Consider the following 26,141-nt stretch of genomic DNA (forward strand, 5'->3'; position numbering starts at 1 on the left):
ATCTATATAGAATAATGAGACTGCATTATATCTCATAGATATTTGTATGAAAAGATGCCTTAGCCCCGTATTTTATTTTTTCTTTGCTTTTGTCAATACTATATCCTGATGTCACCTAGAGAACTAGCGTAGTGAAATTTTTTTTAGCGCCAGGGAATTTTCGTTATCTACAGAAAATATGAGTTGCAGTTGTGACAGGTAGCGAAGGGGAAAGGAAAAGGAAAAAAAGGACAGAAAAACCGGGTTGTAGGAAACCCGGATGTGTTGCTGATGGGGAAATTTTGGATGACTATCTGTGACTAAGAGCGAGGGGCTTCCAGCCCGCTAAGAGCGATCGCCGAATAGAATTGTTCCCAAACGAATCATCGTCGCACCTGCTTGTATGGCAAGTTTGTAGTCCCCAGACATCCCCATGGAAAGCTCTGGCATCTGAATATTTGACCAATTTTGCTGCTGGATTGATTCTGCCAGTTTTGATGTCTGATTAAACACATCTAGTATTTCTGACTCCCTTAATCCCACAGGGGGAATTGTCATCAAACCTTGAATTTGTAAATTTTTGCATAGATTCAAGGTGGGAAGATCCTCTAGAAGTTCCGTGACACTCCAACCCGATTTATTGGCATCGGGGAGAATCTTCACCTGTAGACAGACTTGGGGGGAAACTGCTAACTCTGATGCTAATTGGTCAAGACGTTGTGCTAGCTTGAGATTATCAACGGAATGAATCCATTGGAAATGTTCCAGGGCTTTTTTGGCTTTATTGCTTTGTAAATGCCCAATAAAATGCCAAGTAATGTCAGATAAGTCTTGTAACTCAGCTTGTTTGTTAACCGCTTCTTGGATACGACTTTCACCAAAGTTCCGAATCCCGACATTGTAAGCAGCACGAATATAGGCAGACGGCATTTGTTTGCTAACTGCGATTAACCTGACTGATGTCGGTAATTGTGAGCAAATTTGGGCAATGCGATCGCCAATGGGGGAATTTTGCTGGGAACTTTGTCCATCCTGAATCGAACTACTCATTGGAAGGTGCGCTGGAAAACACTGTGCAGCTGATCGTACTCCTGAGACTGTCCTGTGCGACGTAAACCACGCAAGCGATTTTCCAACATCATCCTCGCTTCGGTACGTCCAATGGGCTGAAATTTCATGCCTTTAGCTTCAACTGTCACTAGGAAAAAAAGTCGCTGTGCATACAGTGTAGTGAACAATTCTTGACTATCATCCACCATGCAGATTCTGTAGAGCAACCCCCAGGTGGGATGATTGATGTAAGTTTCTGCGCTTTCTAGGTTCATTTAATAATACATGAGGGTATGAATAGGAGAATTCTTGCAAAAAGATATATTTGATATTTTTGCAAGAGAAGGAAAAGGTCAATCAAAACGTCTGGAGTGGAGCAAAAAGGATAATTATAGGGATAAAGGTGACACCGTTAAGACGGTGGTGGAAAAGTTGAAAGTTGGAAAAAGCTGCGTACTGCATTGTCTTTTTCAACATTTGGCTTTTCGTGTTGATAAACGAGGAGATTGTATCCACTGTTTTGTGGTTACTTTTCCTGTACCCCTTATCTTTCCCTTTTTCTCACCCCATAAGCACAGGTTTAGTCATCGGGTTGCCGATTTGGTTGCGAATGATCCATTCCCAGGATAAAACGTTGATTTACCTTTCCCGTAACTTCTGCGAGAAGTCTGAGTGATGTGTATTTGTCATCAAAGCACAATGTCAGAGCAAATACCATTTGAGATTTTAAATTGACAAGTATCCAACGAGGTAAGGGTTTCCATACTTTTGGCTTTTACTTGTTGAGTCCTTGACAAAGCTCAGTGCTGAGTGCTAGGTAGCACTATATCTATAGCTAGAGTCAGCCGTAGTGGTGATGAATGAAGAAAAAGTACTTACGACTAAATCTACTTGGTACAAATCCCATCCTTTGGGGAGGGTATCATCGAATTGTTCCTTTCTACTGTGAGCTTGTGAAGTTAAAGGATGTGGAAGAGAGAGCGACGTTGAGCTTTTTGCAGTGATTTACCCCATTGTTTGCCAGTGATGGGATTGGGGGTGAATCAACGCAGTAGTCGCACTAGTGGTACAAGGCAGACAAATTCTTGTTTTCTGGCAGGATTCAAGAATTTAGCAGACTGGGAGAAGACATCAAACAGACCACTAAATTATATTCATTAGCAAAATTGCGGAAAATAATCTGTGTGCCAGACTTCATCGTGTGGAGGATAAGTAAAATTACTCTCTGGCAGTTAAATATATGAACATTGTGGAGAGGTATTTTGCTCTGAGATGTGCAAAACCGATGGGCAACCCCGATGTAGACTATGTTAGTTCCCTGTCCCGTCATCAGATTTCTTGATTTATCCTATGTTTACCTGTCTCGGAATATCTACCAACGGAGAATATCTGGTAGCTTAATTTAGACTGCGCCCTTAGGTAGGTGATATCAGGAGAAAATTCTCCCCTTCTCTGATGATTTTTCATATTCTTTTTTCCTATTTTGGGAACGGTAAATATTACTAAGAGTATTATTTGTCACAAAATAGATGCGGAGTCTCCCTCAATAATTAGGTTTATCTTTGAAAGACATACCCCATATCGCTATAGTTAAACGTTAGGGGAATTGAACTGTAGGGATATCGCTTGTATTTGTGCTTGAGCTTTTTGCAGAGATTCTTGCCATTCTCGTTCGGGATCGCTGTCTGCGACAATTCCTGCACCTACTTGTCCCCAGACTGTATTTGGTGGAGGGGATGAATTGGCTAATTCTGTTTCTTCTTCACACCGCACAAGTAATAAGGTACGGATAAGAATATTTAAATCCAAATTACCCCGCCAATCTAAATAGCCACAGGAACCATAGAATAAGCTGCGTCTGACGGGTTCGAGTTCTTCGATAATTTCCATACAGCGTACCTTGGGGCAACCAGTAATCGTACCACCGGGAAACATGGCGCGAATTAAATCAATAGCACTGAGTTCGCTTTTGAGAGTACCTTTGACGTTGCTGACAAGATGCATAACATGACTGTAGCGTTCAATTGTCAGTAATTCATCAACATTGACACTTCCCCATTGACAAACACGCCCTAAATCATTTCGTTCTAGGTCTACTAGCATGATATGTTCAGCGCGCTCTTTGGTGTTAGTCAATAAATCTGCTGCTAATTGGGTATCTGCTTCAGGAGTTTTCCCCCGCGATCGCGTGCCGGCGATCGGTCGAGTTTCTGCTTGATTTCCTTCTAAAAGGACTAATCTTTCTGGGGAACAGCTAATAACTTCACCCCAAGGTGTCTGCCAATAGCAAGCAAAGGGTGAAGGATTTATTTTGTGTAATGCACGATAGATTTCCCAACCACTGGTATGGGTTTGTACGGAGAATCTTAGAGAAAGATTAGTCTGAAATATATCTCCCGCTTGGATGTATTTCTTAGCCTGTTCTACTGCTGCTTGATATTCCTGACGGGATGAGGTGAAGTGGGGAGTCGAGGAATAGGGAGATGGAGGTGTGTTAGTTATTGCTTGAGAGTTTTGCAGCTTGTTTGTCAATTCATCTAATGCGGATGGGTTGCTAGCAGCTAACCAAAGAATTTGCTGGTGATGATCTAAAACGGCAAAACTTTCTGGCTCGTACCAAAAACCCAGGGGGAAGGGTAGGGTATCCGATTTTGTGTAGGGTAGTTTTTCGATTTCCCAAGCTACATCATAACCTAGCCAGCCCAGCCAACCACCGGTGAAGGGAAGGTGATGAGGGATATTTTCTTGGGGTGTAGTTTGCTGGAGGAGGTTTTCTAGAAACGGTAAAACTGTTCCTGGGGATGGTGTCCACATTTGGGCAATCCCATTGATGATACGTGGTGAACCTGCGCAGAGGGAATAACGCGCCAATTGGGGATTTTCTGGGGATTCTGGACTTTCCAGAAGCGTTGCAATCCCCTTGCTATCTGGATTGTGGAGAAATAAGCTAGCAAAAATTTCCGAAGCTGTGCGGTGGTGGAGGGGGAGCGATCGCCATTCCCAAGGCTGAATCATAGTTTTTGGTGACAAAATAATTTACTAGCTATCCAAAATTTAGTGATTGGATTATGAATACTGTAATTATGTGGGAAATCTTTTTACTTTCCTGACATCGACTACCTTTACTTGGTGACTTGAAGTCATATTTAATACAATAAAATGATTGCGACTCCTACTCAAATCCCTGATGTGCTTTTGCTACAGCCAAAAGTATTCCCAGATGAGCGTGGGTTTCTGTTTGAAAGTTTTAATCAGCAGAAATTTCTGGAAACAACAGGTATAAAATCTCATTTTGTCCAAGATAATCATTCATTTTCCCATCGAAATGTACTTCGAGGTTTACACTATCAAATCCATCGACCTCAGGGTAAATTAGTTCGTGTTTGCTCTGGCAAAATTTTAGATGTGGCTGTAGATATTCGCAAAAGCTCTCCCACCTTAGGTAAATGGGTGAGTTCTGAATTGAGTGCAGAAAATAAATATCAGTTGTGGATACCTCCTGGTTTTGCCCACGGTTTTGTAGTCCTTTCAGAAACAGCCGAAGTTCTATATAAAACAACTGAATACTACGTTCCTGAGTATAATCGTTGCATTATCTGGAATGATCAAGATTTATCCATAGATTGGCATTTGTCAGCAGCACCAATTCTATCAGCTAAAGACCAGGTTGGTGAACGGTTTACAGATGCAGAGATTTTTGATTAAACCGCGAATATTTTTTGTATGAAATAAGTTAGTAAATTGTCTGTGAACTCCTGATACATAATTGTTGTTCTTTTCCAATAATTACAACCTGGGACTTTTCGGTTTTATATGAAAAAAATTCTTCTATTTGGTAGTGATGGTCAAGTTGGTAGGGAATTACAAAACACTTTAGTATCCTCTGGTGATGTGATTCCTCTTAATCGCTCTGTTATTGACCTAACTGAAGCAGATAGAATCCATCAACTAATCCTAGAGTCTCAACCAGAGATTATTGTGAATGCTGCTGCCTATACTGCTGTTGACAAAGCAGAAACCGAGCCAGAACTGGCTATGCATGTGAACGCGATCGCCACAGAAATAATTGCGGAAGCTAGTAAGAAGATTGATGCTTTTCTAATACATATTTCCACAGATTATGTTTTTGATGGTCAAGGGAGCGTTCCCTATCAGGAAACAGATATTACTCATCCTTTGAGTGTCTATGGTAAAAGCAAATTAGCTGGCGAAGAGTCTATTGCATCAATTTTAGATAACTATCTAATTCTCAGAACAGCATGGGTTTATGGCAAATATGGCAAAGGTAATTTTGTCAAAACAATGTTACGTTTAGGAGGAGAAAAAACAGAAATTTCTGTGGTTGCTGACCAAATCGGTAGCCCTACATGGGCTAGGGATATTGCTGAAGTTATCGGAAAAACTATTCCTCATTTAACATCACAAAATACTGGAATATATCACTATACAAATAGTGGTGTTGCCAGTTGGTATGATTTTGCTATGGCAATTTTTGAAGAAGCAGAAAATTTAGGCTTACCTCTGAAGGTTGAGCGGGTTTTCCCCATTACAACCTCAGAATACCCGACTCCTGCACGTCGTCCAGCCTACTCAGTTTTAGCAAGTGGGAAACTTAAAAAACTCCTTGGCTCATACCCTCCCCACTGGCGACAATCATTGAGAAAAATGTTAAAAGAATTCCTACTTTAATTTTGCCCTAGGATACAACTTGATGAAAGCATTAATTCTCTCAGGTGGTAAAGGTACTCGTCTGCGTCCTCTTACTTATACAGGAGCAAAACAGCTTGTACCTGTTGCTAACAAACCAATTCTATGGTATGGAATTGAGGAAATGGTAGCTGCCGGAATTACTGATATTGGGATTGTTATCAATCCAGAAACAGGGGAAGAAGTTCAGGCAAAAACAGGTAATGGCGATCGCTTTGGAGCCAATATCACCTATATTCTCCAACATACTCCCGCAGGACTTGCCCATGCAGTCAAAGTAGCACTTCCTTTTCTTGGTGAATCTCCCTTTGTTATGTATCTCGGTGACAACCTGATTCAACAAGGTGATTTAAGTTACTTTCTCCGGAAATTTTCTGCCCAAGAGCAGGATGCTTTAATTTTATTACGTACGGTGGAAAATCCCAGTGCATTTGGTGTTGCTAGGGTAGATGAAACAGGACGGGTTTTAGAATTAATTGAAAAGCCAGTTATTCCCCCATCTAATTTAGCGTTGGTAGGAGTTTATTTTTTCTCTCCGGTAATTCACACCGCGATCGCCAACATTCAACCCTCTGCTAGGGGGGAGTTAGAAATCACCGATGCTATTCAATATTTAATTAACCAACAGCAGCAAGTCACCGCTTGTCAGTTAGAAGGTTGGTGGTTGGATACAGGCAAAAAAGATGATTTATTAGAAGCAAATAGATTAATTCTAGATACATATTTAGTTAGCTCTCCGAATTCCCAACAAGTTTATCAAAATAGTCAAATTGCTGGAAGAGTGCAAATTGGTTCTCACTCCCAAGTAATAAATAGTACAATTCGGGGTCCTGTGATTATTGGTGATAATTGCTATTTAGAAAACTGCTTTATTGGTCCCTATACAAGTATTGGTAATCATGTTGAGTTAATTGAGAGTGACATTGAACATAGTGTAGTCTTAGAAAATGCTAAAATATCCGGAATCCGTCAACGTATCATTGATAGTGTTATTGGGCAAAGGGCAAAATTAACTCTTGCTGAACATCGTCCCCAAGCTTTCAGATTTCTTATCGGAGACGACTGTCATATTGAATTAATGTAATTCACAGCCTGACTTGCACAGTTTTCCGTATCCACTGATACAATGATTCATTTTCTCACAGTTAATTATCATTCTGCTGATTGGATTAGCAAATTAATTAATTCCCTTCCAGAAAGAGAAAATAAAAGCTACAAATTAATTATTGTTAATAACTCTCCAGAAGATACAAAAATTCATGACTTACTGAATGATTCGATTCATTTAATTAACTCGGAAGTAAATCTTGGTTTTGGTCGTGCTTGTAATTTAGGATTAAATTATATTTATGCCCTCGATTCTCAGGCAATAGTTTGGATTATCAATCCAGATGCTTATTTACTAGATAATAAAATCACTGAGATATCGGATTTTTTTGTATCTCATTCAGAAGTATCAATTCTGGGAACGACTATCTATACTCCTGAGAAAAAAGTGTGGTTTGCTGGTGGTGTTTTCTCTCCAGAGACAGGTTATATATTTAACCATACGACTTTACAAGATTCTGATAAAGACTATAGTGAATGTGATTGGATATCTGGTTGTAGTTTGATTCTCAACCTGAAAAATTTCTCGAAATGTCCATTTTTTGATAGTGCTTATTTTTTGTATTATGAAGATTTTGATTTTTGTCAGCGCTATATTAAACTGGGGCATAAGGTAGGAATTACCAATCGATTTGCAGTTATTCATCAAGCCTCTGCAATTACAAATCAATATACATTTCGCAAAATTAAACATAGTACCTATAGTTATATTTTTACCTTACACAGATATGCCAATCATTCTATTTTTTACTTGAGATTTTTGAGATTATTTATCTATAGTTGCATCTTAATTGTGATAAATCCAAAAATCGCAGCAGGTAAATTTGCTGGAATATTGATGTATTGGCAATGGAGTTATCAAAATATGGTTTCTCAGCACAATTAGTCAAAAAATATTTTTGCCTAAATCTCAGATTACAAATATAATTGACAATCAAATATTTGTGATTAATTCTATTCCCATCATCGTATTGATAATTAATCTTAACTTAGATAAAATGCACCAATTATTAATTAACTTATCAGTTATTTTCAACAAACCTACTGGCATCAGTAATTATTCTCGTAATCTCTTTCCCTACTTGCAATTTCTCAATCCAACTTTATTGACTTCTGAGACATATCCAGGATTTAACTGTTATGAAATTCCTGGTAATATGACACCTGCACAAGGGACAAAAGGACATCTGAAGCGATTGTTATGGTCGGAATTCAAGTTACCAAAAATATATAATAATTTACAATCAAGCTTAATCTTCTCACCTATCCCAGAAGCTTCACTGTCAAATAAATTCCGTCATGTCGTGATGGTACATGATTTAATTCCCCTACGTTTCCCGAAGCGATTTTCACCATTAACACCCTATTTTCATTACTATATACCATCAGTTTTACGCCGAGCAGAACATATAATTTGTAATTCCCAAGCAACGGCTAGAGATATTGTTGATTTTTATCAAATATCTCCTGATAAAATTACACCAATTCTTCTAGGATATGATAAGGACAATTTTCGTCATTTTGCTGACAAAGGAAGAAAAGAAAAGCCTTATTTTCTTTACTTAGGAAGACACAATCCCTATAAAAACTTACACCGATTAGTCAGTGCTTTTGCAGCTTTGTCCAACTGTCAGAATTATGAATTGTGGTTTGCTGGACCTAAAGATAACAAATATACGCCTCTATTAACAAAACATATTCAAGAATTGGGATTGACTAGTCAGGTCAAATTTTTAGATTATGTCCCCTACCAGGAATTGCCACAAATTATTGCGGGAGCGATCGCCATGGTATTTCCTAGTCTCTGGGAGGGTTTTGGCTTTCCTGTTCTGGAAGCAATGGCTTGTGGTACACCTGTAATCACTTCCAACTTATCTTCTCTACCAGAGGTTGCTGGAGACGCAGCAATTTTGATTAACCCCTATAATATCAGTGAAATTACAGAGGCTATGTATACAATTGCCACTAATAACCAGGAGCGCGATCGCCTGATTACAGCAGGTAGTCACCAGGTGAAAAAATTCAGTTGGCAGAAAACTGGACAAGCAACGGCAGAAATATTGCAAAAATATCTTTAGGGATTGTAGGGGCAAGGGGAAAGGTATAAAGTATCTTTCTGACAACAGTCAACCATTCCCCATTACCCAATTTACCCTCCCACAGCCCCAGAGTAGACCAAACCCCGTTGTACATCCATAGTTAAAATGGCTCCATCCCGGATAACTTTTGTCGCTTCCTTCACACCGACAATTACAGGAACACCGAGACGTAAGCCAATCACTGCTGCATGACTCGTTAAACTTTCTTCCTCAGTAATAATCCCGGCTGCCTTGCGAATCGCATCCACAAAATCAGCACTTGTGCGAGATGTCACTAGAATATCTCCGTGATTAAAATTACTTACATCCATACCAGTATGGGCAACTCTGGCACGACCACTAACAGAACAACCCTGTCCTAATCCGGTTCCTTGTCCAAGAACCGTTGTTACCACTTCAACTTTAATTAAATCTGTAGAACCAGACACACCTTGCAGGGTGCCGGCAGTCATCACAATTAAATCTCCCTCGGCTACGAGGTTATTTTCTAAAGCGACATTAATCGCTGCTTGGAATGTCTGGTCAGTGGAGGGTAAACCCATCACCAATAAAGGTTTTACGCCCCAAACTAGTTGTAATTGTCGAGCGACATTCACATGGGGTGTCACAGCCAAAATCGGGGTATTGGGGCGGAATTTAGAAACGTTGCGTGCAGTGGCTCCGGTTTGAGTCAGAGACATAATGGCGGCTGCTCCCAACTGTTCGGAAATTTGTCCCACAGCTTGGCTAATGGAATTAGGAATGGAACGGCGGATATCCTGTGCCTGGAGAGCATTATTATTTTGGGCTAATTCCTGCTCCATACGTTCAGCAATCCGCGCCATGGTTGCGACTGCTTCCACAGGGTATTTACCGACGGCAGTCTCATTGGAAAGCATTACTGCGTCTGTTCCGTCGAGAATCGCATTCGCAACGTCAGAGACTTCGGCTCTGGTGGGACGGGGGTTGCCTACCATACTATCTAACATCTGGGTAGCAGTGATAATGGGAATTCCCAGACGGTTTGCGGTGGCAATCAGGCGTTTTTGCAGTACGGGTACATCCTCGGCAGGTAATTCTACCCCTAGGTCTCCCCTCGCGACCATCACGCCATCACACAGCGCTAAAACAGCTTCCATTTGTTCAATGGCTTCGTGCTTTTCAATTTTGGCGATGACTGGGACTTGCTTGCCAGCATTGGAAATTAATTCTTTAATTTCGATAATGTCTTGGGGGTTACGCACAAAGGAGAGAGCCACCCAATCTACGCCTTGATCGAGACCGAATACTAAGTCCTCCCGGTCTTTGTCAGTCATGGCTTTGATAGACAGATAAACCCCAGGGAAATTTACACCCTTACTGTTGGAGAGGGGACCACCAACGGTGACACGACAATGTAAATCGCCTTTGTCGCGGTTGATTTCCTCAACAACCATTTCTACCTTGCCGTCATCTAGAAGAATTCTTGCGCCCGTAGGTACTTCTTCTGCCAGGTAATCGTAGGTGACGCAGCTGATATCTTGGGTTCCCACCACAGGGCGGTTAGTTAAGGTGAAGCGATCGCCCTTGGAAACAACAATTGACCCGTTCTCGAATTTCCCTAGGCGAATCTTGGGACCTTGTAAATCCTGCAATATTGCGACTGGTTGGTTCAATTCAAAGGCTGTTTGCCGTATTAATCTGATATTACGCTGATGGTCAGCATGGGAACCGTGGGAAAAATTAAGCCGCAGGGTTGTGGCACCAGCTTCGATAATAGCCTTAAGCATTTCTGGGCTGCTGGTTGCAGGACCGATGGTGGCGACAATTTTTGTCCGACGGATAGAATCTCGTAATTGCATAGGGGCTGAATCTAGGGAGCTACTCCGGGAATCATGGTAGACTATGGGGCATTTTATGTCTGTTCTGCGAAAGCACTTAATCCCAGACAACAGAGGAGGTCAAGACCAGAGGGTAGAGAAGAATAGTCTACATCAAATGGTTCCACTGTTTGATTTCTAATTTCCTGTGCCCTATTCTCGTTTGGCATCATATCGTTATTTAGCTGGCAATATGCGAAGATAGCCATAAATATTGCTCAACAAAAATTTATGATTTTTTAGAAAGGGCAAAATTTCACCTGTGGGTTTCTCAGCTCCCAGAATTTGCTAGTTTGTCTTTCATATTGGCTTCAGGGCTTGACCTAGAGCCAATTGCCCCGCAGGATAGCTATGTAGGGCATGAGGCGGATGAATTGACTTCTTAACAGGAGTCAGGAAAAAGTTTCAGGGAGAAGGGGAAAAGGATGCTTTTACTCGTACTTTTCATTCTTGAACTTGCCCATCATCAAGCCAGAAAATCGCAACACTTTTGTATGGATAAGGAGTGAACAGATGCTCGTGTCGGAGGCACCAAAGCCACTGACCATTCCTCCCAAGGAATTATTACTACCTCCCGGTGGTTTTAATCCTACCCTATTGATGTTCATGGGGGCTGTGGGAATCGTGGTTTTGTCGGTTTTAGGTTATTGGGTTTGGCAGTTTCCCGACTGGGTATGTTTTGGCATGAATGTTCTTGCCTTACATATTTCTGGAACGGTAATTCACGATGCTTGCCACCAATCTGCCCATAAAAACCGCATCATTAACGCCATGCTGGGGCATGGTAGCGCTTTAATGCTGGCTTTTGCCTTTCCTGTATTTACTAGGGTGCATTTGCAGCATCATGGCAATGTTAATGATCCAGAAAACGATCCTGACCATTTTGTCTCCACTGGTGGACCGTTGTGGTTAATTGCTGTGCGCTTTTTTTACCACGAGATATTTTTCTTTAAGCGGCGTTTGTGGCGAAAATATGAACTTTTGGAATGGTTTCTGAGTCGATTGTTTGTGGCAGCGATTATTTTTATCTCTGTACAATACGACTTTTTAGGGTATATCTTAAACTTCTGGTTTGTACCTTCCTTGGTGGTTGGTATTACTTTGGGGCTCTTTTTCGATTACTTACCCCATCGTCCTTTTAAGGAGCGCGATCGCTGGAAAAATGCCCGCGTCTATGCTAGCCCCATTCTCAATATTCTGATTTTGGGACAAAACTACCATCTAGTACATCATCTTTGGCCCTCTATTCCTTGGTATAAATACCAACCTGCATACTATCAGATGAAACCCTTACTAGACGAAAAAGGTTGTTATCAATCTTTAGGTTTATTGCAGAAAAAGGACTTTTTCGGATTCCTCTACGATATCTTTTTAGGAATTCGCTTTCATCACAAGGGAGAATAGGCAATTGCCTTCTGGGGAAGGGAAAGGAGGGGGAAGGGGAAAGTTGTTTGTTAACTCTTACCCATCACCCATTACCCATTACCCAATTCCTAAATATCTGTAGATAAACTCAGGGCATGAATGACTTCCACATGACTGCCCAAATCTAACTTACTCAAGGTTTCTGTGAAAAATATAAAACCCTTGTAGGCAGTGATGTATTTATAGATTTTGGTGAAAAAACCTTCACTGGTAAAAATTACTAGGGGTTCTGTGGTTTTGTTGAGAATTTGCAAAAAATCCTCACAGGTAACAAGGATGCCACTGCCGCGATGGGGGGAAATTTTGCTGTCAATGGCGGCAGGTTGGTTTGTTGCGTCACTACCGTTGAGCTTCATATTATCTTAATCATTTTTACTCAAAGAACTGTGTTGAGTACTGAGTAGTGTCATACTTCGTTTACCTGTTTACTCTTTACTCAGCACCCATCAAGGATAATAATTACGTATTTTATACTTTTGATTCTATAGCTGACTGTGATGATTGTAGCGGTTCGGCAAAACCCCAGTCTGGTCGGAGATTGGCGGCATGACGTAGGTAGATGTGATGAACTGGGGCAGATACGGGAAGGTAGGCATGAATGAGAAAGCGAATACAACGCTCCAGACTACCTTGAACGTACATTTGCTGCACATCTAGCATGGCAACAGTATCCCAGTAGGGACGTTGACGGGCGATCGCCGCCGGAAAAATCGCATTTAAATCCCTAGTAATTGAAAAAGTGACGCTAATCATATCTGTTGGATGCAGTTGGTTGCGTTGCTCCATTTCATCTAGCAACTCTGTTACTGCTTCTTTCATTGCTTCAACCGTATTTTCATTTACAGTTGTTGCACCACGAATTGCCCGCATACGCCATTCCACTAAGAAATCCTCCTGATTTCATGCTCCATCAATTTGGAATTTGAGATTTTGGATTTTCCCAAAATAACATTTCCCCTGGACACTTTTTGACATCATTTGCACCTCCTAAGTTTTCATCAAATAGACTTCTTGCAAAAATAGATTTTTGATTGTTATGGAAGGGAAAATAATACTTAGCTGTCAGAGGTATGGTGCTAATGGATAAATTTCCTTTCCTCCACTTATGCAAGAAGTCTAATATTGAGAAAGCAAACTAAATATGCTTTCGCAACTCCTCCGATTAATTACGTTAGAAAATGCATTAAAAGTGACCAGTTTCACTGTATTTCCACAGAGATTTGATATTGTTATTTGTGATGGTGGATTAGGGTTATTTTAATCCAAATCCCAAATCTCAAACTGCCAGGGTTGACCCTGAGCTTGTGACTGTGAATATATATTCTTCTATGGTCTATATAACCACAGAGGTAGACCACTGGTGGAGATTTCAAAGTCTAACCAATCAATTCCCGATAGGATGGGGGATTTGACTTGACTATTCCCTGGAACCAGACGACTCAGAAGAGGTTTTGGTTCTTCCAGGGTATAAACGGGTGTTTTTTCTGGATCTAAACCAACCAACTCACAAGCCCAGCGACGGGCATCTTCCTCGGTTCCTAAGCGGTCTACAACTCCTAATTCTAAAGCCTGCTGACCCGTAAAAATTCGCCCATCGGCAAAAGTTTTCACTGTCTCTGGTGTCAAGTTCCTACCTTCGGCAACGGTTTGGACAAATTGGCTATAACTAGTGTCGATAAGTTGTTGCAGAATATGTTGTTCTGGTTCGGTGAGTTCTCGATCAAATGCCAAAATATCTTTGTAGGGACCAGATTTAATTACTTTGAAAGACACACCAATTTTGGCTAAAAGTCTTTCTAAATTATTGCCTCGTAGAATTACACCGATACTTCCTGTAATCGTGCCGGGATTCGCCATTATATGTTGGGCTCCCATACCGATGTAGACACCGCCAGAGGCTGAAATATTGCCAAAACTGGCAACAATTTTGATTTTTTCTCCTAGTCGCTTGAGAGCGCTGTAAATTTCTTGGGAGTCCCCCACTGTACCTCCGGGACTATCAATGCGGAGTAACAGGGCAGGGAATTTTTTCTCTTCTACTGTTTTGAGGGATTCTAAAACTCGTTTGCGAGTAGCACTGGCGATCGCACCAGTGACTTCAATCCGGGCTAGTTGTTTACGAAAATTGGGCTTAAAGGGCCAAACCATGAGCAGTCAAGTATAATTCGCTATCATCTCTTCCCATTCTGCCATTCTTGATGGGGAATGGGGGATGGGTGAAAGTTGACAGTTAACAGTTAACAAGAATATCTCTGTTGTTGTTTCCCGTTTTCCGTTTCCCTAATTTCGTCGGCTATTGTTAAGAATTTCGCTGAACCTAACAATCCCTAAACCTATATCAACAATACCTAAATAAATCCTAGAGTCATTCCATGTTGATGACAGTCAATGGTTTTAGCGGAGGATTTGGCAGCGATAGTAGGCATAGGTATCAAATAATGCGCCTACAAAACCACAGGTTAAACTGATGACGAATAATCCTCTAATGGGGCTTCCTGAGCCAAAAATGGCGAGAAAATCTAAGATTTGTTGAGCGATCGCCCCTGTGAGATTTGTCAAACCAGGTAAATAACCCATGGCAGACAAAGACAGCAGAATACCACCAAGTAGGAATATGGGGGCAACAAAGCTGAAAATTACTGTTAATATCAGCGAGCGGATAAAGTTGATCAGGATAGTCATTTGGTCAGGCTCCGTGAAATAGGTAGATAATAGCCAGACACCCAAGTGGTCAATTTCTACAATAAATGCGATCGCTGTGTAAAACAGAAGATGTCAAAAATCTTAAGTTTTCATTAAAATACCTACATATAATTTTTGGGGGCGATCGGCAACTTTTATCTGTCAAAAAGTACAGTCAAGGCTTGCCATATCAGCTTTTCAGACCTAATTATGCCAAGTTTGTTCATAAGAAGTATTGTCACAAGTAATATTAATTTCTGAGACTCACCGTAACCTAAGTTAACTCAGTGAGGTGAAACATCAGAGGAAGGAAAGGTTTACAGAAAATAGACAAAAGACAGGAGGTAGAGAGAGGATAAAAAACAAAATATCAAAAACCCATTCCCTATTCCCTATTACTCATCACCTAATCTCATGGCTAAATCCGGTTTGTCAGCGTGGAGTCAACGTTTACTTGCAGCAATCTTTCTAGGAGGACAAGTACTAGTCCATCTGCTGCGAGGCAAAATTCACTGGCGTAATACTGTCGAACAAATGGCGGTTGTGGGACCAGATTCAGTTTTTATTGCCCTGATTACAGCCGTATTTGTGGGAGCAGTATTTACAATCCAAGTCGCACGGGAGTTCATTAGCTTTGGTGCAGGTAACATTGTGGGTGGGGTTTTGGCAGTAGCTTTAACTAGGGAGCTTTCACCCGTACTGACTGCTGTGATTATTGCTGGGCGAGTTGGTTCTGCCTTTGCCGCAGAACTGGGTACAATGCGAGTTACAGAACAAATCGATGCTCTGTTGATGTTAAAAACTGACCCCGTGGATTATTTAGTTATTCCCCGTGTCATTGCCTGCTCTTTGATGCTGCCGATTTTGACCCTGTTATCTTTAGTTACGGGGATGGCTGGAGGTTTGGTGATTTCCGTAAATATTTATAACCTCTCAGAAAATCAATTTTTAGACTCTGCTCGCAATTTTATCGGTGCGTGGGATATTGTCAGCGCTCTGATCAAAGCTGGTTGTTTTGGTATTCTCATCGCTGTGATTGGTTGTAGTTGGGGAATGACTACTACTGGGGGTGCAAAGGGTGTGGGACAATCGACAACTACTGCTGTTGTGACTGCCCTATTAATTATATTTATTAGTAACTTTTTCCTGTCTTGGGTGATGTTCCAAGGAACTGGCAGTGCTTTGATGCAGGGGTTTTGAGGTGGGGTGATGGTTAATGTTCTCTTCTTGCCCTTCCCCTTTCCCTTAAAATAGAAGATGTCTTATTTACCCATAAACCAGGATTTGAGAGTGTGACAACTTCTGCAACCCCAAATTCAGTATCGAGCGTGGAACTAAAACCGAGTTACAACATACCTGTGGTGTTAGTTTTGGCGGGAATTCCTCTGCTATTGGTGCAACCTCTTTTGGGAGGGGCGATCGCGCTGTTTGGATTGTTCCTGATGTATCAAGCAGTATCCCTGCGTCTAGTATTTACCCCCACAGACTTGGATGTTTTCCGTGGAGACAAAATGATTCGGCGTTTTCCCTACCAGGAATGGCTAAATTGGCGCATATTTTGGGAACCTGTCCCCATATTGTTTTATTTTAAGGAAGTTAAGAGTATCCATTTCTTACCAATAATTTTTGACCCGAAAATTTTAAAGGCTTGTTTAGAACAGCGTTGTCAACGTGTATAGTAGAGTGCTGAGCTTAGAGGCAGAAGGTATTGAAGGTATTGGTATCTCCTAAACTCTTCGACTCCCCTTGGCGAGCAAAGATACTAGTACAGCTACGGGGAATTCAAAATTCCTATGGAATCCAGCGCTGGCGTTTCGTTGATTTTGTATTCGGGTACGGTTGCTTTATTTCTGCCGTGCTGTACTACTATTCTGGCAACCTAAGTTTGACTGGTAAATTAAATCTCATTACTCATTACTCACTATTCATTACTCACTACTCACCTCACCTTTATGAACCCAGAGGAATACCAAAATCCACCATCAGTGAATGAATCTCCTACATCTCCCGAAGAATCTCCGGAAAACCCAACATTGGAAACTTCAGCGACGGAGGAATCTACCTTAGAAGTCACAGAGGTAGTTGCTGAGAATGTCACTACAGAGGTAGAAGCAATTGCAGAGGATTCTCCAGAGGTAGAAATTGGGAAACGCATTTTAGAATTACAGCAGCAGGAAGCTCAACTCAAAACGGAAATTGCCAATTTACAATCTTCTTACACCAGTTTGCAAAGCCAAATAGGGGAAGCACAAACGGCAATGGGTAAGCTTGTACAAGAGTCTTTGTCCCAATTAGAACAGCGTAAGCAAGCTTTACAAATTTCCATTGAGCAGTTGGAAAAACGCCAGGAGCGTATTCGTAACGAAATGCGTACTACCTTTGCTGGTGCTTCCCAAGATTTAGCTATCCGTGTTCAAGGTTTTAAAGATTACTTAGCTGGGAGTTTGCAGGATTTGGCGATCGCCGCAGAACAATTGCAACTGGTTCCCCAGAGAAAACCGGAACCGGAAAAACCTCCCATTAGGGAAACAAAAGCTGCGGAACCCCAATCTGGGAATGTCCCCTTTGCCTCCCAGCAATTTCAAGAGACAAATAAGCAAATTCGTCGCCTAATTGACCAATATCGGACTAAACCTGATTATTATGGTCCCCCTTGGCAATTACGTCGTACCTTTGAGCCAGTTCATGCAGAGCGTGTTTCTAACTGGTTTTTCACCCAGGGCGGACGCGGAGCTTTACGGACTATGGGCAGCAGGTTACAAAATACACTGATTGCCTCAGCAATTATCTCTATTCTCTATCCCATTTATGGGAATAAAGTCCGGACTTTGGTATTGGCAAATTCCCCCGAACGCTTAGGAGAGTGGCGGCGTGGGTTACAAGATTGCCTGGGCATTGGTCGCCCCGATTTTGGTCCTGATAGGGGTGTGGTGTTATTTGAAACTGCGGAAGCTGTCGCCCAAAAAGCTGAACGTTTGGTGAAAGCTAATCAAATGCCCTTTATTGTGGTTGATGATTCGGAGGAACAAATTAGCCTTGCCCTGCTACAATTTCCCCTATGGTTAGCCTTTGCCCCCGACCCAAGAACGATGCGTAGCAGTAATTATGATGATGATTTTTAATCGCATAATTTGAGGTGGGAAAATAGGGGAAAATTAAAATAATTCGTAATGCCTCTTTCAGAGGAGCTTCGCTAACGTAATTCGTAATTCGTAATTCGTAATGCTCCCTACGGGAGAGCTAACGCTAACGTAATTACGTTTTGTGACGGGGATTTAAACTCCGACACAAAACACGCTGCTTATAGAAGCAGGGGACTTAAATCCCCAAAGTTAGTTAATTCCAAATTCTAAATTCATAATCCTATGTCTGTTTGGTTAACAATCTGTGGAGCGGTTCTGATCACCGCCTATTTTTTAGGTTCTTTGCCTACAGGGTATACTCTCGTCAAACTGTTAAAAGGTATTGATATTCGAGAGGTGGGTTCTGGTTCCACTGGAGCCACAAATGTGTTGCGAACCCTCGGAAAAGGTCCTGGAGCTTTTGTTTTATTGGTTGATGCTTTGAAGGGGGTTGGAGCGATTTTTTTAGTAGATTGGGTTTGCCAATTTTCTGTTACGGAAAATCTGCTGCCTACGGGGATAAATTTATCGATTTGGCAACCTTGGTTAGTTACTTTAGCTGGGTTTGCGGCGGTAATTGGACATAGTAAATCGATATTTTTAGGCTTTAGTGGGGGAAAATCTGTTGCTACGAGCTTAGGTATTTTGCTGGCGATGAATTGGCAAGTAGCTTTAGCAACTGCGGGTGTGTTTGCGGTGGTTGTGGGAATATCACGGATTGTGTCTTTGAGTTCGATTTGTGGGGCGATCGCTGTGGGGATTTTCATGGCAATCTGGCAGCAACCCCTAGCCTATATTCTGTTTGGTGTCGCTGCTGGAGCCTATGTTATTTTCCGTCACCGCACTAACATTGAGCGACTATTAGCCGGAACAGAACCAAAATTAGGGCAAAAGGTAGAGATGGTGACAGAAACCGCAACCGTAGATGCTAATTCTGCGAGTTTGAATAGTTAATAAGGTATAAATTACCAGATGGGGCAAGATGGGGAGAGTTAGCAATGCGAATCAAACCAAAAGTTACTTATACCGATGATTTTTATGGTTGGGTGGAGCAACAAGTGCAATTTCTCCAAGATTCTGCATGGGATTGTTTAGATATTCCTAACTTAGTTGAAGAAATAACATCATTGGGGAAACGGGAACGACAGGAATTAAAAAATCGTTTGGGAGTGTTGTTAGGTCATTTATTAAAATGGGAATTCCAACCTCAAAAGCGCAGTAAAAGTTGGTACATTACTATCCGAGAGCAACGCCGATAAATTCAGGAATTACTTGATGAAAGTTCGAGTTTAAAATCCGCTTTAGGGGAAATTTACCCCAAATCCTATCAAATAGCCTTAGATTTGGCAGTGCGGGAAACTAACTTCAATTATCGAGACTTCCCCAGGGATTGTACTTATAGTTTAGAACAAGCTTTAGATAGTAATTTTTTTCCAGGTGAATTCTTAGAACCCCTACCCGATTGGTTTTGCTAATTTGCAAAATACCTGGCACTCTTTCCTAACAATTGCCACATAACTCGCTACAATAAGAATTTGCGGCTTTGCGGCATCAGCGTATGGGACTTCCTATTGTTGCGATTATCGGTCGCCCAAATGTGGGCAAATCAACCTTAGTCAATCGTTTGGCGGGACAACAGTCAGCGATTGTGTATGATGAACCGGGTATTACCCGCGATCGCACTTACTTACCTGCTTTTTGGAGCGATCGCGAGTTTTTGGTAGTAGATACCGGTGGTTTGGTATTTAATGATGATACAGAATTTTTGCCCCTGATTCGTCAGCAGGCAATGGCAGCTTTATCAGAGGCTTGTGCTGCTATATTTGTAGTGGATGGTCGTACCGGTCCGAATGGTGCGGATGAGGAAATTGCTGCATGGTTGCGTCAACAACCAGTACCCGTGTTGCTAGCGGTGAATAAGTGTGAATCACCAGAACAGGGTATTATGCAAGCATTAGAATTTTGGAATTTGGGATTAGGTGAACCCTATCCTCTCTCTGCTATTCACGGTAATGGTACGGGTGATTTACTGGATGAGTTAATTAATCACATTCCCACAGTTCAAGAAATACCAGAGACGAATGAGATTAAAGTGGCGATCGTTGGTCGTCCGAATGTAGGTAAATCCAGTCTTCTCAATGCTTTTGTGGGAGAGGAAAGGGCGATCGTGAGTCCCATTTCTGGTACTACCCGTGATGCTATTGATACTTGCGTTGAACGTAACGGACAAGCTTACCGATTGATTGATACCGCAGGTATCCGCAAAAAGAAAAGTATCGATTATGGACCAGAATTTTTCAGTATTAACCGTGCATTTAAAGCAATTCGACGGTCAGATGTTGTACTGTTAGTTATAGACGCTTTAGATGGTGTGACTGAGCAAGACCAAAAACTAGTTGGTAGGGTATTAGATGAAGGTCGTGCTTGTGTTTTAGTCGTGAATAAATGGGATGCCATAGAAAAGGATTCCTACACGATTTATGAGTATCAAAAACACCTGGAACAACGTCTACATTTTACTGAATGGACAGAGACAATTTTCATCAGTGCATTAACTGGATTGCGGGTAGAAAAAATTCTGGAACTGGTGAATAATGCAGCAGAAGCACACAAACGTCGTGTGAGTACTTCCGTAATTAATGAAGTTTTAGAAGAAGCTTTAAGATGGCATTCTCCTCCTGTGAGTCGTAGTGGTAAACAAGGAAGAATTTACTATGGAACTCAAGTGAGTTGCCAACCTCCATCTATTGCCTTGTTTGTCAACGATGCCAAACGATTTAATGATAATTACAAACGTTATATCGAGCGACAATTCCGCAAACAATTAGGATTCCAGGGGACTCCAATTCGCTTATTTTGGCGCAGTAAGAAAGTCCGTGATATGGAAAATATGAGTATGAATCGAGCAACTCGTGTTTAATTAGGCAGGTTTTGGGATTTTGGATATGACGAGGATTGATACCATATCAATTTTTAGAAATTTTGTTGCACATTGGCGGCAAAGTAGTGTAATAAAGGTAAGGGTTTTTCATTGCTTCCTAATCTTGTTCGTATCTAAGCGATTAGTCGAACTTGATCACATCGGTGATAAACAATAATCCAAAATCTCAAATCTCCAATTACTCAATGGATTTACTACGTTCTTTACCTCTTGGTTTATATTTAGAACAGCCCCAAACTTGGTTACATAAACTTGACCCCAGGGTAAAATTTTCTTGGTTAATTAGTTTTCTGACAACCTATATTTTTGCTAATAATTATTGGCGAATTCTACTAGTAGTCTTACTGATTTTCTTGACTCTGATTGCCAGAATACCCATAAGAGTGTGGCGACAGCAAATGGGTTGGTTATTAAGTTTATGTTTCTTTGTGCTATTAATTGGGGCAATTACCCCTGATGGTTTGGGAATTAATTATCAGCGACGATTACCAGAAAATGATACTGTGGTGAAGTTAGCTGAGAAAGGAAAAAATCAGCAAGAAAGTACGAATAAAACTCCAGTAATCACTCAGACAAAAAAGAGTAAAGAATATAATTATTTATTATTTTCTAAGGGTGCGATTAAAGTTTCCCGTCGTTCCTTAGATTTAGCAATTAAATTAAGTACAATTGTTTTTACTGTCATTTACAGCACAAATCTCTATTTACTGACTACCGCTCCTGAAGAGATTACTGCGGGTATTGAAAGTTTGCTGCAACCCCTACGTAGATTTAAGATACCTGTAACAGAAATTACATTAACTTTGACTTTATCGTTGCGATTTATTCCCTTAGTTTTAGAAGAAATTCAGAATTTGATTCGCTCGGTGATGACAAGAGCAATTAATTGGAAGAAATTAGGTTTTAAGGGAGGAGCTAAGGTATGGATGTTAGTTGCAGAAAGATTGTTAGAAAATCTCTTGTTACGTGCAGAGCAGATGGCAAATGCAATGATGGTTAGGGGTTTTACAACTCCTAATGAACATCGGGTACAGTGGCAAGATTTACGTTTAACTCGATGGGATTGGTTGGCGATCGCCACTCTGATTTTTCTCTGGGGTATGCGTTTTTCCTTTGGGAATGAAGTGTGATTTTCCCATCAACAATTACAACCCGTAGAAATCTTCATCTAATATCTGTCCTACGGTAAAAGGACAATCCTGAGGATACTCATTTGCTGGGGGTATACGTACCCCATACTTAGCTAGTTTACCTTCTTTGATAGCGATTTTTACACCATCTGGATAAGCTATGGCGATCGCTTCCTGAAGAAAATTTTTCAAAGAAGGAGTCTCATTTAAACTATCCAGTATTCGTTGACGATGCTCAACAACAGAATCATACCAGCTGCTTTTCATGGTTTCAGGTGCATCATATTGTACCTGTAACTTGATTAGGTGAGCTAACAAAATTTTTAAATTACTTTTGAGTACATTTTTTTCTGCCTTACCCAAATCGGCTAATTCCTCAATCAAATTCTCCACATCTAAAGCTGCAAAATCACGACTTCGCAGACACTGGATAGTTTGCTCAATCCATAACTGCATATCTTGATTGTACAAAGATTTGAGCATTTTCTGATCACTAATTGGTAAGATAATTGGAAGGATTGAAAAAAACTACTTTATCTATACAACTAACTCATTATTTGAAAATTGAGTATCTTTTGTATCTCTGAGAATAATTATAGCAATTTTTGTACAAATATTTGTGCTAAATCTGTTTACCAAGTTTTCCCCAACCTACCGCAAAACCCATCAAAAGTACCCCGGATACAAGCCCAGATTTTGAGAAATACCATATCTGACTCATAACGAATGATTCTTTCTATCATATTTCTGGCACATTTAATTCTATATAATATAGATAAATACATATTTTGATTCGATGTTAACCGAGTTTCAAAAAATGTATGATTGCGACAGGCATAATAGTAACGAGATGGAGAACAAACAAAGGTAAATATATTGGGAGAACCGGGATGAAAACGGTCTGTGACTGCGGTATAATTGCCCAAACGATGCTTCATTTCGGCATTTCTCACAACCACAATATCATAACCTTTGCGGCGTAAATTCATGCAGTAAGCATAGTCAACAGCATCTAAAAATAAATCTCCCCTGGGCAAATCAACAGATTGAGCTGCCTTAAGATTAACTAAGGAGCCAGAAGTAATTACCCCATCACATTCATAGTAATCTTGAGTAGTAGCGAACTCTGGACTAAAAACAAATTTATATTTTTTAAAGATACTTCCAGGAAATTCTTGCTGAGTATGAATGTCGAGAATTTTCGGAGCGATAATGCCAATATTTTTCTGTTGATGGGATAATTCGAGATACTGTCTGACTAACTTTGCTAGTAAGTATTCATCTGGTTGACTATCTTGATCGAACAACCATAAAAAATCATAACCTGCGGCGATCGCCCAATTTATAGCAATGTTTAATCCTCCAGCAACTCCAATATTTTCTGGATGATGTTTCACAATCAAATTGGGAAATTCTTCTTGATTAATGACTGGTTGAGGAGAGTTATCAACAATCAAAATTTGCTTTACAGGATATAATTGCTGTTGTAGGGCTTTGACTGTATGATGTACACTCGATGCTTCTTGATAGGCAGTTATATATGCAGCTATACGATAGGACATGGGGATAATTTTAGTAAATAATCAAAGTTAATTTTTAGAACCTATTCCAAGAAGTAAACTTGCGGTGGGTAGCTTAGATGTGAATATCAATATCTTTTGTCACCCCTAAAAATTTCTTAAAATTAAACCAAAAGTTTCTTAACTGCCAAAATTTACTGGTTTTCATGGCAGTAATTTGAGCATAGGCAGATTGTAGCTCTTGTAAGATTAATTGATGTTGATGGTTTAATAGTTCAATTTTGCTAGGAGAACAAATATCACTTTTTAAAAAGCTAAATATTATCTCTGAATGGCTATGATTTGTAACTAAATCGGCAAACTTTTGATAAAAGTATTTAGCCAGATTGAGCGCATAGATATTGGTTGTGTTAATCATTGACTCTGAATGTACTCGATAATAGCTGAGTACTTGGGGAATAAATTTACAATCATAATTAGCTTGGGCAAATTTCAACCATAAATCATAGTCATCCCAACCAAACCAACCATACTCAATCAATTCTGTAGAATAACCCCCAACTGCTAGAATTTTCTCCCGATTAAACATTGCCATAGCATCAATATAGGGATGATGTACTAATCGACTTACATCCCATTCATGACAGGATAAATAATTAATTTCTTCCCTAGTTAAGTTATCAAATCTGCTAATTTTGCCATAAACAGCAGCGTAGTCATGGGAAGTAATTTCTTGATGGAGAATAGATAAACATCGGGGATGAATAAAATTATCTGCATCCAGAATAAAAATGTATGGCGATCGCGCTAATTTCAAACCCAGATTTCTGCCATCTGCTAACCCTGTATTCAGCTTTTTTTTAATTAAGTAGATAGGAAGAGGAGAGTTTTCTAAATACTTTTCGACTAAAGCGGCAGAATTATCCGTGGAAGCATCATCTACAACTATAACTTCGATATTTCCAGGGAGATGTTCTAATTGACTATTTACTAAGCTATCCAAACATTCATAGATATAATCAGCGTAGTTATAGAGAGTAATAATTACAGAAATACATGGTTCTGAGCAGTTATTATAAGCTGTATTACTAATCGATACCCAGGGATTAATTCCCATTTCTGCAAATAATTTTGCTGCCTTCAATCGAGAGATGACTAATAATCTTTTTTCATCAACTGTTAATTTGCGATTTGCCATGCTCACGGGATGAGTGTGAAAGTCGCTGGAAATCGATTTATACTCATTATTGACGATACAATTATAGTCACGGTTTGATAAATGACTATAGGAAATATCTAACTTTTGCTGATTTTCTAACAGATGAATCTGTCGTTTTCTTAATTCTGTTTGTCGAGATTGTAATTGCTGATGTTTTTCTGTTTCTATCATCATATTAATTACCTCGAATACCTAAAAATTGTTTAACTCGGAACCAAGCTTTGCGAAGTCGCCAAAATTTGCTACTTTCCATTGCTTGGATAATTTGTTGACAGCTTTCCCAACCTTGATGTGCTTGCTGTAGCTGTATTTGTGTTCCTTCCCAGTGATTTTGTAATGTTTGTAATTGTTGCTGCGATCGCTCAATTTCTGACTGCATTTGGTGTAATTGTGCGTGGGTTGATTCCAACTGCGATCGCGCTTCTTCTAATTGAATAATATTTCCTTGTAAAATTGCACTATTCTCTTGCAATTGCTGCTGAGTATTTTCCAGTCTGATATTGGACTTTTCTAATTCTTGATTTGATTGTTGATACTGCTGATAATAGTTTTCTAGCTGCTCTAATACTTGAGTATATTTTTTTTGTAAAATAATATATTTGTTTTCAATGGATATGGGGAAAGCTTTGATAATATACTGAAATGTATCAGCTTCCTCATCTTGCTCAATCATTTCTAATATATGCTGGTCAAATTGATTTTTCTCTAGGTGAGGTATCCAATTTGAACCAGAAAAAATTGGTAAGGTAATTCGCTCCATCACATCAATGAGATATCCAGATTTTTCTAATAAATCGTAGATAGTCTCGCGGGTAAAAAAGCGTAGATGGGTATCATCTAAAATACCTAAATTTGTATATTCAAATTTTCCCTGTAATAAATTTAAACGCACTGCTCCATGGGCAATATTGGGAATCGATGCCACAATATATCCATCCGGGTTCAAAAAATTGCGAATTTCTGTTAGTACTTTCCAGGGATTGCGTAAATGTTCTAAAATATCACCAAATACCGCCACATCAAATATTTGAGATGATAAAATATCTTCCAGGGAAATATAATCTAAGTCTGCAACTATGACTTTTTCACAATATTTCTCTGCCATTTTTGCAGCTTTGGGATTAAGCTCTATTCCTGTGACTTGACAATTCTTCGCTGCTAATAGTTTGGCAAAATATCCTGTTGCACAGCCAAAATCAATAACTTGCTTATTTTCTCCCACCAAATGCAACATTTTTTTTAAGCTACTATTATCATCCAAATCTGCTTCTGACAAATTTGTCACTAAAGGATAATCTTTTTCCCAAGAAGTACTCATAGAA

The 26,141-nt window shown here is 40.1% G+C and carries 26 protein-coding genes and 1 pseudogene; 14 read left to right on the top strand and 13 right to left on the bottom strand.

Annotation, left to right across the window (positions count from 1 at the left end; genetic code table 11):
• Positions 1 to 324: 324 nt before the first annotated feature.
• Complete coding sequence (locus IJ00_RS14190; RefSeq protein WP_046814818.1) at positions 325 to 1,029, bottom strand: YggS family pyridoxal phosphate-dependent enzyme; 705 nt, start codon at positions 1,027 to 1,029, stop codon at positions 325 to 327.
• Complete coding sequence (gene pipX, locus IJ00_RS14195; protein ID WP_035154024.1) at positions 1,026 to 1,304, bottom strand: transcriptional coactivator PipX; 279 nt, start codon at positions 1,302 to 1,304, stop codon at positions 1,026 to 1,028. The genes IJ00_RS14190 and pipX overlap by 4 nt, the downstream gene beginning before the upstream one ends.
• 34 nt (positions 1,305 to 1,338) lie before the next feature.
• Here pipX and IJ00_RS14200 point away from each other — a divergent pair, with 34 nt between their 5' ends.
• The gene (locus tag IJ00_RS14200) at positions 1,339 to 1,659 is read left to right on the top strand and encodes a hypothetical protein (protein WP_035154025.1); all 321 of its coding nucleotides are present in this window, start codon (positions 1,339 to 1,341) and stop codon (positions 1,657 to 1,659) included.
• A gap of 960 nt (positions 1,660 to 2,619) precedes the next feature.
• Here the strand turns inward: IJ00_RS14200 and IJ00_RS14205 are convergent.
• Positions 2,620 to 4,044 carry an anthranilate synthase component I gene (locus IJ00_RS14205; RefSeq protein ID WP_035154027.1) on the bottom strand — a complete coding sequence of 475 codons (1,425 nt, stop codon included), beginning with the start codon at positions 4,042 to 4,044 and terminating at the stop codon, positions 2,620 to 2,622.
• A 144-nt stretch (positions 4,045 to 4,188) separates the two neighbouring features.
• Between IJ00_RS14205 and rfbC the strand changes: the two genes are divergently transcribed.
• The 5 genes from rfbC (at position 4,189) to IJ00_RS14230 (ending at position 8,921) form a co-directional block, all read left to right on the top strand.
• Complete coding sequence (gene rfbC, locus IJ00_RS14210) at positions 4,189 to 4,734, top strand: dTDP-4-dehydrorhamnose 3,5-epimerase (protein WP_035154029.1); 546 nt, start codon at positions 4,189 to 4,191, stop codon at positions 4,732 to 4,734.
• Between the two features lie 108 nt (positions 4,735 to 4,842).
• Entirely contained in the window at positions 4,843 to 5,718 is an 876-nt protein-coding gene (gene rfbD / locus IJ00_RS14215) for a dTDP-4-dehydrorhamnose reductase (protein ID WP_035154031.1), read from the top strand.
• 22 nt (positions 5,719 to 5,740) lie between these two features.
• A complete protein-coding gene (locus tag IJ00_RS14220; RefSeq protein ID WP_035154033.1) occupies positions 5,741 to 6,820 on the top strand; it encodes a glucose-1-phosphate thymidylyltransferase in 1,080 nt (359 codons plus the stop codon).
• 42 nt (positions 6,821 to 6,862) lie between these two features.
• The gene (locus IJ00_RS14225; protein ID WP_035154035.1) at positions 6,863 to 7,729 is read left to right on the top strand and encodes a glycosyltransferase family 2 protein; all 867 of its coding nucleotides are present in this window, start codon (positions 6,863 to 6,865) and stop codon (positions 7,727 to 7,729) included.
• 112 nt (positions 7,730 to 7,841) lie between these two features.
• A complete protein-coding gene (locus IJ00_RS14230) occupies positions 7,842 to 8,921 on the top strand; it encodes a glycosyltransferase family 1 protein (protein WP_035159061.1) in 1,080 nt (359 codons plus the stop codon).
• Between the two features lie 71 nt (positions 8,922 to 8,992).
• On the opposite strand, the gene pyk is transcribed toward IJ00_RS14230, so the two are convergent.
• Together pyk and IJ00_RS29065 are read right to left on the bottom strand one after the other, a co-directional pair.
• The gene (gene pyk / locus IJ00_RS14235; protein ID WP_035154037.1) at positions 8,993 to 10,762 is read right to left on the bottom strand and encodes a pyruvate kinase; all 1,770 of its coding nucleotides are present in this window, start codon (positions 10,760 to 10,762) and stop codon (positions 8,993 to 8,995) included.
• A gap of 53 nt (positions 10,763 to 10,815) precedes the next feature.
• A complete protein-coding gene (locus IJ00_RS29065; protein WP_168163483.1) occupies positions 10,816 to 10,989 on the bottom strand; it encodes a hypothetical protein in 174 nt (57 codons plus the stop codon).
• Between the two features lie 304 nt (positions 10,990 to 11,293).
• Between IJ00_RS29065 and crtR the strand changes: the two genes are divergently transcribed.
• Positions 11,294 to 12,184, top strand: a complete 891-nt coding sequence (gene crtR, locus IJ00_RS14240) for a beta-carotene hydroxylase (protein ID WP_035154039.1) — start codon at positions 11,294 to 11,296, stop codon at positions 12,182 to 12,184.
• 89 nt (positions 12,185 to 12,273) lie between these two features.
• Here crtR and IJ00_RS14245 read toward each other — a convergent pair whose 3' ends face one another.
• From IJ00_RS14245 to IJ00_RS14265, 4 genes are all read right to left on the bottom strand, one after another.
• The gene (locus IJ00_RS14245) at positions 12,274 to 12,561 is read right to left on the bottom strand and encodes a hypothetical protein (RefSeq protein WP_035154041.1); all 288 of its coding nucleotides are present in this window, start codon (positions 12,559 to 12,561) and stop codon (positions 12,274 to 12,276) included.
• 112 nt (positions 12,562 to 12,673) lie between these two features.
• Positions 12,674 to 13,087: a chorismate mutase gene (gene aroH / locus IJ00_RS14250; RefSeq protein ID WP_035154043.1), complete on the bottom strand. Its 414-nt coding sequence runs from the start codon at positions 13,085 to 13,087 to the stop codon at positions 12,674 to 12,676.
• A 444-nt stretch (positions 13,088 to 13,531) separates the two neighbouring features.
• Entirely contained in the window at positions 13,532 to 14,353 is an 822-nt protein-coding gene (sppA, locus tag IJ00_RS14260) for a signal peptide peptidase SppA (protein ID WP_035154046.1), read from the bottom strand.
• 246 nt (positions 14,354 to 14,599) lie between these two features.
• Positions 14,600 to 14,887 carry a hypothetical protein gene (locus IJ00_RS14265; RefSeq protein ID WP_035154048.1) on the bottom strand — a complete coding sequence of 96 codons (288 nt, stop codon included), beginning with the start codon at positions 14,885 to 14,887 and terminating at the stop codon, positions 14,600 to 14,602.
• Between the two features lie 414 nt (positions 14,888 to 15,301).
• On the opposite strand from IJ00_RS14265, the gene IJ00_RS14270 reads away from it, so the two are divergent.
• The 7 genes and pseudogenes from IJ00_RS14270 (at position 15,302) to IJ00_RS14300 (ending at position 22,080) form a co-directional block, all read left to right on the top strand.
• Positions 15,302 to 16,087 (top strand): MlaE family lipid ABC transporter permease subunit, encoded by a 786-nt coding sequence (locus IJ00_RS14270; protein ID WP_035154050.1) that lies wholly within the window; start codon positions 15,302 to 15,304, stop codon positions 16,085 to 16,087.
• A gap of 92 nt (positions 16,088 to 16,179) precedes the next feature.
• Positions 16,180 to 16,566, top strand: coding sequence for a DUF3119 family protein (locus IJ00_RS14275; protein ID WP_082127329.1), 387 nt, complete (start codon positions 16,180 to 16,182; stop codon positions 16,564 to 16,566).
• Between the two features lie 273 nt (positions 16,567 to 16,839).
• On the top strand, positions 16,840 to 18,009 hold the full coding sequence (locus tag IJ00_RS14280) for a DUF3086 domain-containing protein (RefSeq protein ID WP_035154054.1): 1,170 nt from the start codon (positions 16,840 to 16,842) through the stop codon (positions 18,007 to 18,009).
• Positions 18,010 to 18,252: 243 nt separating this feature from the next.
• Entirely contained in the window at positions 18,253 to 18,963 is a 711-nt protein-coding gene (plsY, locus tag IJ00_RS14285) for a glycerol-3-phosphate 1-O-acyltransferase PlsY (protein ID WP_046814819.1), read from the top strand.
• A 44-nt stretch (positions 18,964 to 19,007) separates the two neighbouring features.
• Positions 19,008 to 19,484, top strand: a pseudogene (locus IJ00_RS14290) (DUF29 domain-containing protein).
• An 83-nt stretch (positions 19,485 to 19,567) separates the two neighbouring features.
• The gene (gene der / locus IJ00_RS14295; RefSeq protein WP_035154056.1) at positions 19,568 to 20,929 is read left to right on the top strand and encodes a ribosome biogenesis GTPase Der; all 1,362 of its coding nucleotides are present in this window, start codon (positions 19,568 to 19,570) and stop codon (positions 20,927 to 20,929) included.
• A gap of 206 nt (positions 20,930 to 21,135) precedes the next feature.
• Positions 21,136 to 22,080 carry an energy-coupling factor transporter transmembrane protein EcfT gene (locus IJ00_RS14300; protein ID WP_035154058.1) on the top strand — a complete coding sequence of 315 codons (945 nt, stop codon included), beginning with the start codon at positions 21,136 to 21,138 and terminating at the stop codon, positions 22,078 to 22,080.
• A 15-nt stretch (positions 22,081 to 22,095) separates the two neighbouring features.
• Here IJ00_RS14300 and IJ00_RS14305 read toward each other — a convergent pair whose 3' ends face one another.
• The 4 genes from IJ00_RS14305 to IJ00_RS14320 all read right to left on the bottom strand — a co-directional run bounded on the left by IJ00_RS14305 (position 22,096) and on the right by IJ00_RS14320 (position 26,137).
• Entirely contained in the window at positions 22,096 to 22,563 is a 468-nt protein-coding gene (locus IJ00_RS14305) for a DUF29 domain-containing protein (protein ID WP_046814820.1), read from the bottom strand.
• A gap of 149 nt (positions 22,564 to 22,712) precedes the next feature.
• Complete coding sequence (locus IJ00_RS14310) at positions 22,713 to 23,642, bottom strand: glycosyltransferase family 2 protein (protein WP_035154062.1); 930 nt, start codon at positions 23,640 to 23,642, stop codon at positions 22,713 to 22,715.
• A 73-nt stretch (positions 23,643 to 23,715) separates the two neighbouring features.
• Positions 23,716 to 24,993, bottom strand: a complete 1,278-nt coding sequence (locus IJ00_RS14315) for a glycosyltransferase family 2 protein (RefSeq protein WP_238178339.1) — start codon at positions 24,991 to 24,993, stop codon at positions 23,716 to 23,718.
• A gap of 1 nt (position 24,994) precedes the next feature.
• Positions 24,995 to 26,137 carry a bifunctional 2-polyprenyl-6-hydroxyphenol methylase/3-demethylubiquinol 3-O-methyltransferase UbiG gene (locus IJ00_RS14320; RefSeq protein ID WP_035154063.1) on the bottom strand — a complete coding sequence of 381 codons (1,143 nt, stop codon included), beginning with the start codon at positions 26,135 to 26,137 and terminating at the stop codon, positions 24,995 to 24,997.
• Positions 26,138 to 26,141 lie beyond the last annotated feature (4 nt).

Source organism: Calothrix sp. 336/3 (genome assembly GCF_000734895.2).
GTDB lineage: Bacteria > Cyanobacteriota > Cyanobacteriia > Cyanobacteriales > Nostocaceae > 336-3.

What these genes read in the sequence shown, in the direction of transcription:
- IJ00_RS14190 (WP_046814818.1), bottom strand. Translation starts at nt 1,029, where the DNA reads ATGAGTAGTTCGATTCAGGATGGACAAAGTTCCCAGCAAAATTCCCCC.
- pipX (WP_035154024.1), bottom strand. Translation starts at nt 1,304, where the DNA reads ATGAACCTAGAAAGCGCAGAAACTTACATCAATCATCCCACCTGGGGG.
- IJ00_RS14205 (WP_035154027.1), bottom strand. Translation starts at nt 4,044, where the DNA reads ATGATTCAGCCTTGGGAATGGCGATCGCTCCCCCTCCACCACCGCACA.
- rfbC (WP_035154029.1), top strand. Translation starts at nt 4,189, where the DNA reads ATGATTGCGACTCCTACTCAAATCCCTGATGTGCTTTTGCTACAGCCA.
- rfbD (WP_035154031.1), top strand. Translation starts at nt 4,843, where the DNA reads ATGAAAAAAATTCTTCTATTTGGTAGTGATGGTCAAGTTGGTAGGGAA.
- IJ00_RS14220 (WP_035154033.1), top strand. Translation starts at nt 5,741, where the DNA reads ATGAAAGCATTAATTCTCTCAGGTGGTAAAGGTACTCGTCTGCGTCCT.
- IJ00_RS14225 (WP_035154035.1), top strand. Translation starts at nt 6,863, where the DNA reads ATGATTCATTTTCTCACAGTTAATTATCATTCTGCTGATTGGATTAGC.
- IJ00_RS14230 (WP_035159061.1), top strand. Translation starts at nt 7,842, where the DNA reads ATGCACCAATTATTAATTAACTTATCAGTTATTTTCAACAAACCTACT.
- pyk (WP_035154037.1), bottom strand. Translation starts at nt 10,762, where the DNA reads ATGCAATTACGAGATTCTATCCGTCGGACAAAAATTGTCGCCACCATC.
- IJ00_RS29065 (WP_168163483.1), bottom strand. Translation starts at nt 10,989, where the DNA reads ATGGCTATCTTCGCATATTGCCAGCTAAATAACGATATGATGCCAAAC.
- crtR (WP_035154039.1), top strand. Translation starts at nt 11,294, where the DNA reads ATGCTCGTGTCGGAGGCACCAAAGCCACTGACCATTCCTCCCAAGGAA.
- IJ00_RS14245 (WP_035154041.1), bottom strand. Translation starts at nt 12,561, where the DNA reads ATGAAGCTCAACGGTAGTGACGCAACAAACCAACCTGCCGCCATTGAC.
- sppA (WP_035154046.1), bottom strand. Translation starts at nt 14,353, where the DNA reads ATGGTTTGGCCCTTTAAGCCCAATTTTCGTAAACAACTAGCCCGGATT.
- IJ00_RS14265 (WP_035154048.1), bottom strand. Translation starts at nt 14,887, where the DNA reads ATGACTATCCTGATCAACTTTATCCGCTCGCTGATATTAACAGTAATT.
- IJ00_RS14270 (WP_035154050.1), top strand. Translation starts at nt 15,302, where the DNA reads ATGGCTAAATCCGGTTTGTCAGCGTGGAGTCAACGTTTACTTGCAGCA.
- IJ00_RS14280 (WP_035154054.1), top strand. Translation starts at nt 16,840, where the DNA reads ATGAACCCAGAGGAATACCAAAATCCACCATCAGTGAATGAATCTCCT.
- plsY (WP_046814819.1), top strand. Translation starts at nt 18,253, where the DNA reads ATGTCTGTTTGGTTAACAATCTGTGGAGCGGTTCTGATCACCGCCTAT.
- der (WP_035154056.1), top strand. Translation starts at nt 19,568, where the DNA reads ATGGGACTTCCTATTGTTGCGATTATCGGTCGCCCAAATGTGGGCAAA.
- IJ00_RS14300 (WP_035154058.1), top strand. Translation starts at nt 21,136, where the DNA reads ATGGATTTACTACGTTCTTTACCTCTTGGTTTATATTTAGAACAGCCC.
- IJ00_RS14305 (WP_046814820.1), bottom strand. Translation starts at nt 22,563, where the DNA reads ATGCTCAAATCTTTGTACAATCAAGATATGCAGTTATGGATTGAGCAA.
- IJ00_RS14310 (WP_035154062.1), bottom strand. Translation starts at nt 23,642, where the DNA reads ATGTCCTATCGTATAGCTGCATATATAACTGCCTATCAAGAAGCATCG.
- IJ00_RS14315 (WP_238178339.1), bottom strand. Translation starts at nt 24,993, where the DNA reads ATGATGATAGAAACAGAAAAACATCAGCAATTACAATCTCGACAAACA.
- IJ00_RS14320 (WP_035154063.1), bottom strand. Translation starts at nt 26,137, where the DNA reads ATGAGTACTTCTTGGGAAAAAGATTATCCTTTAGTGACAAATTTGTCA.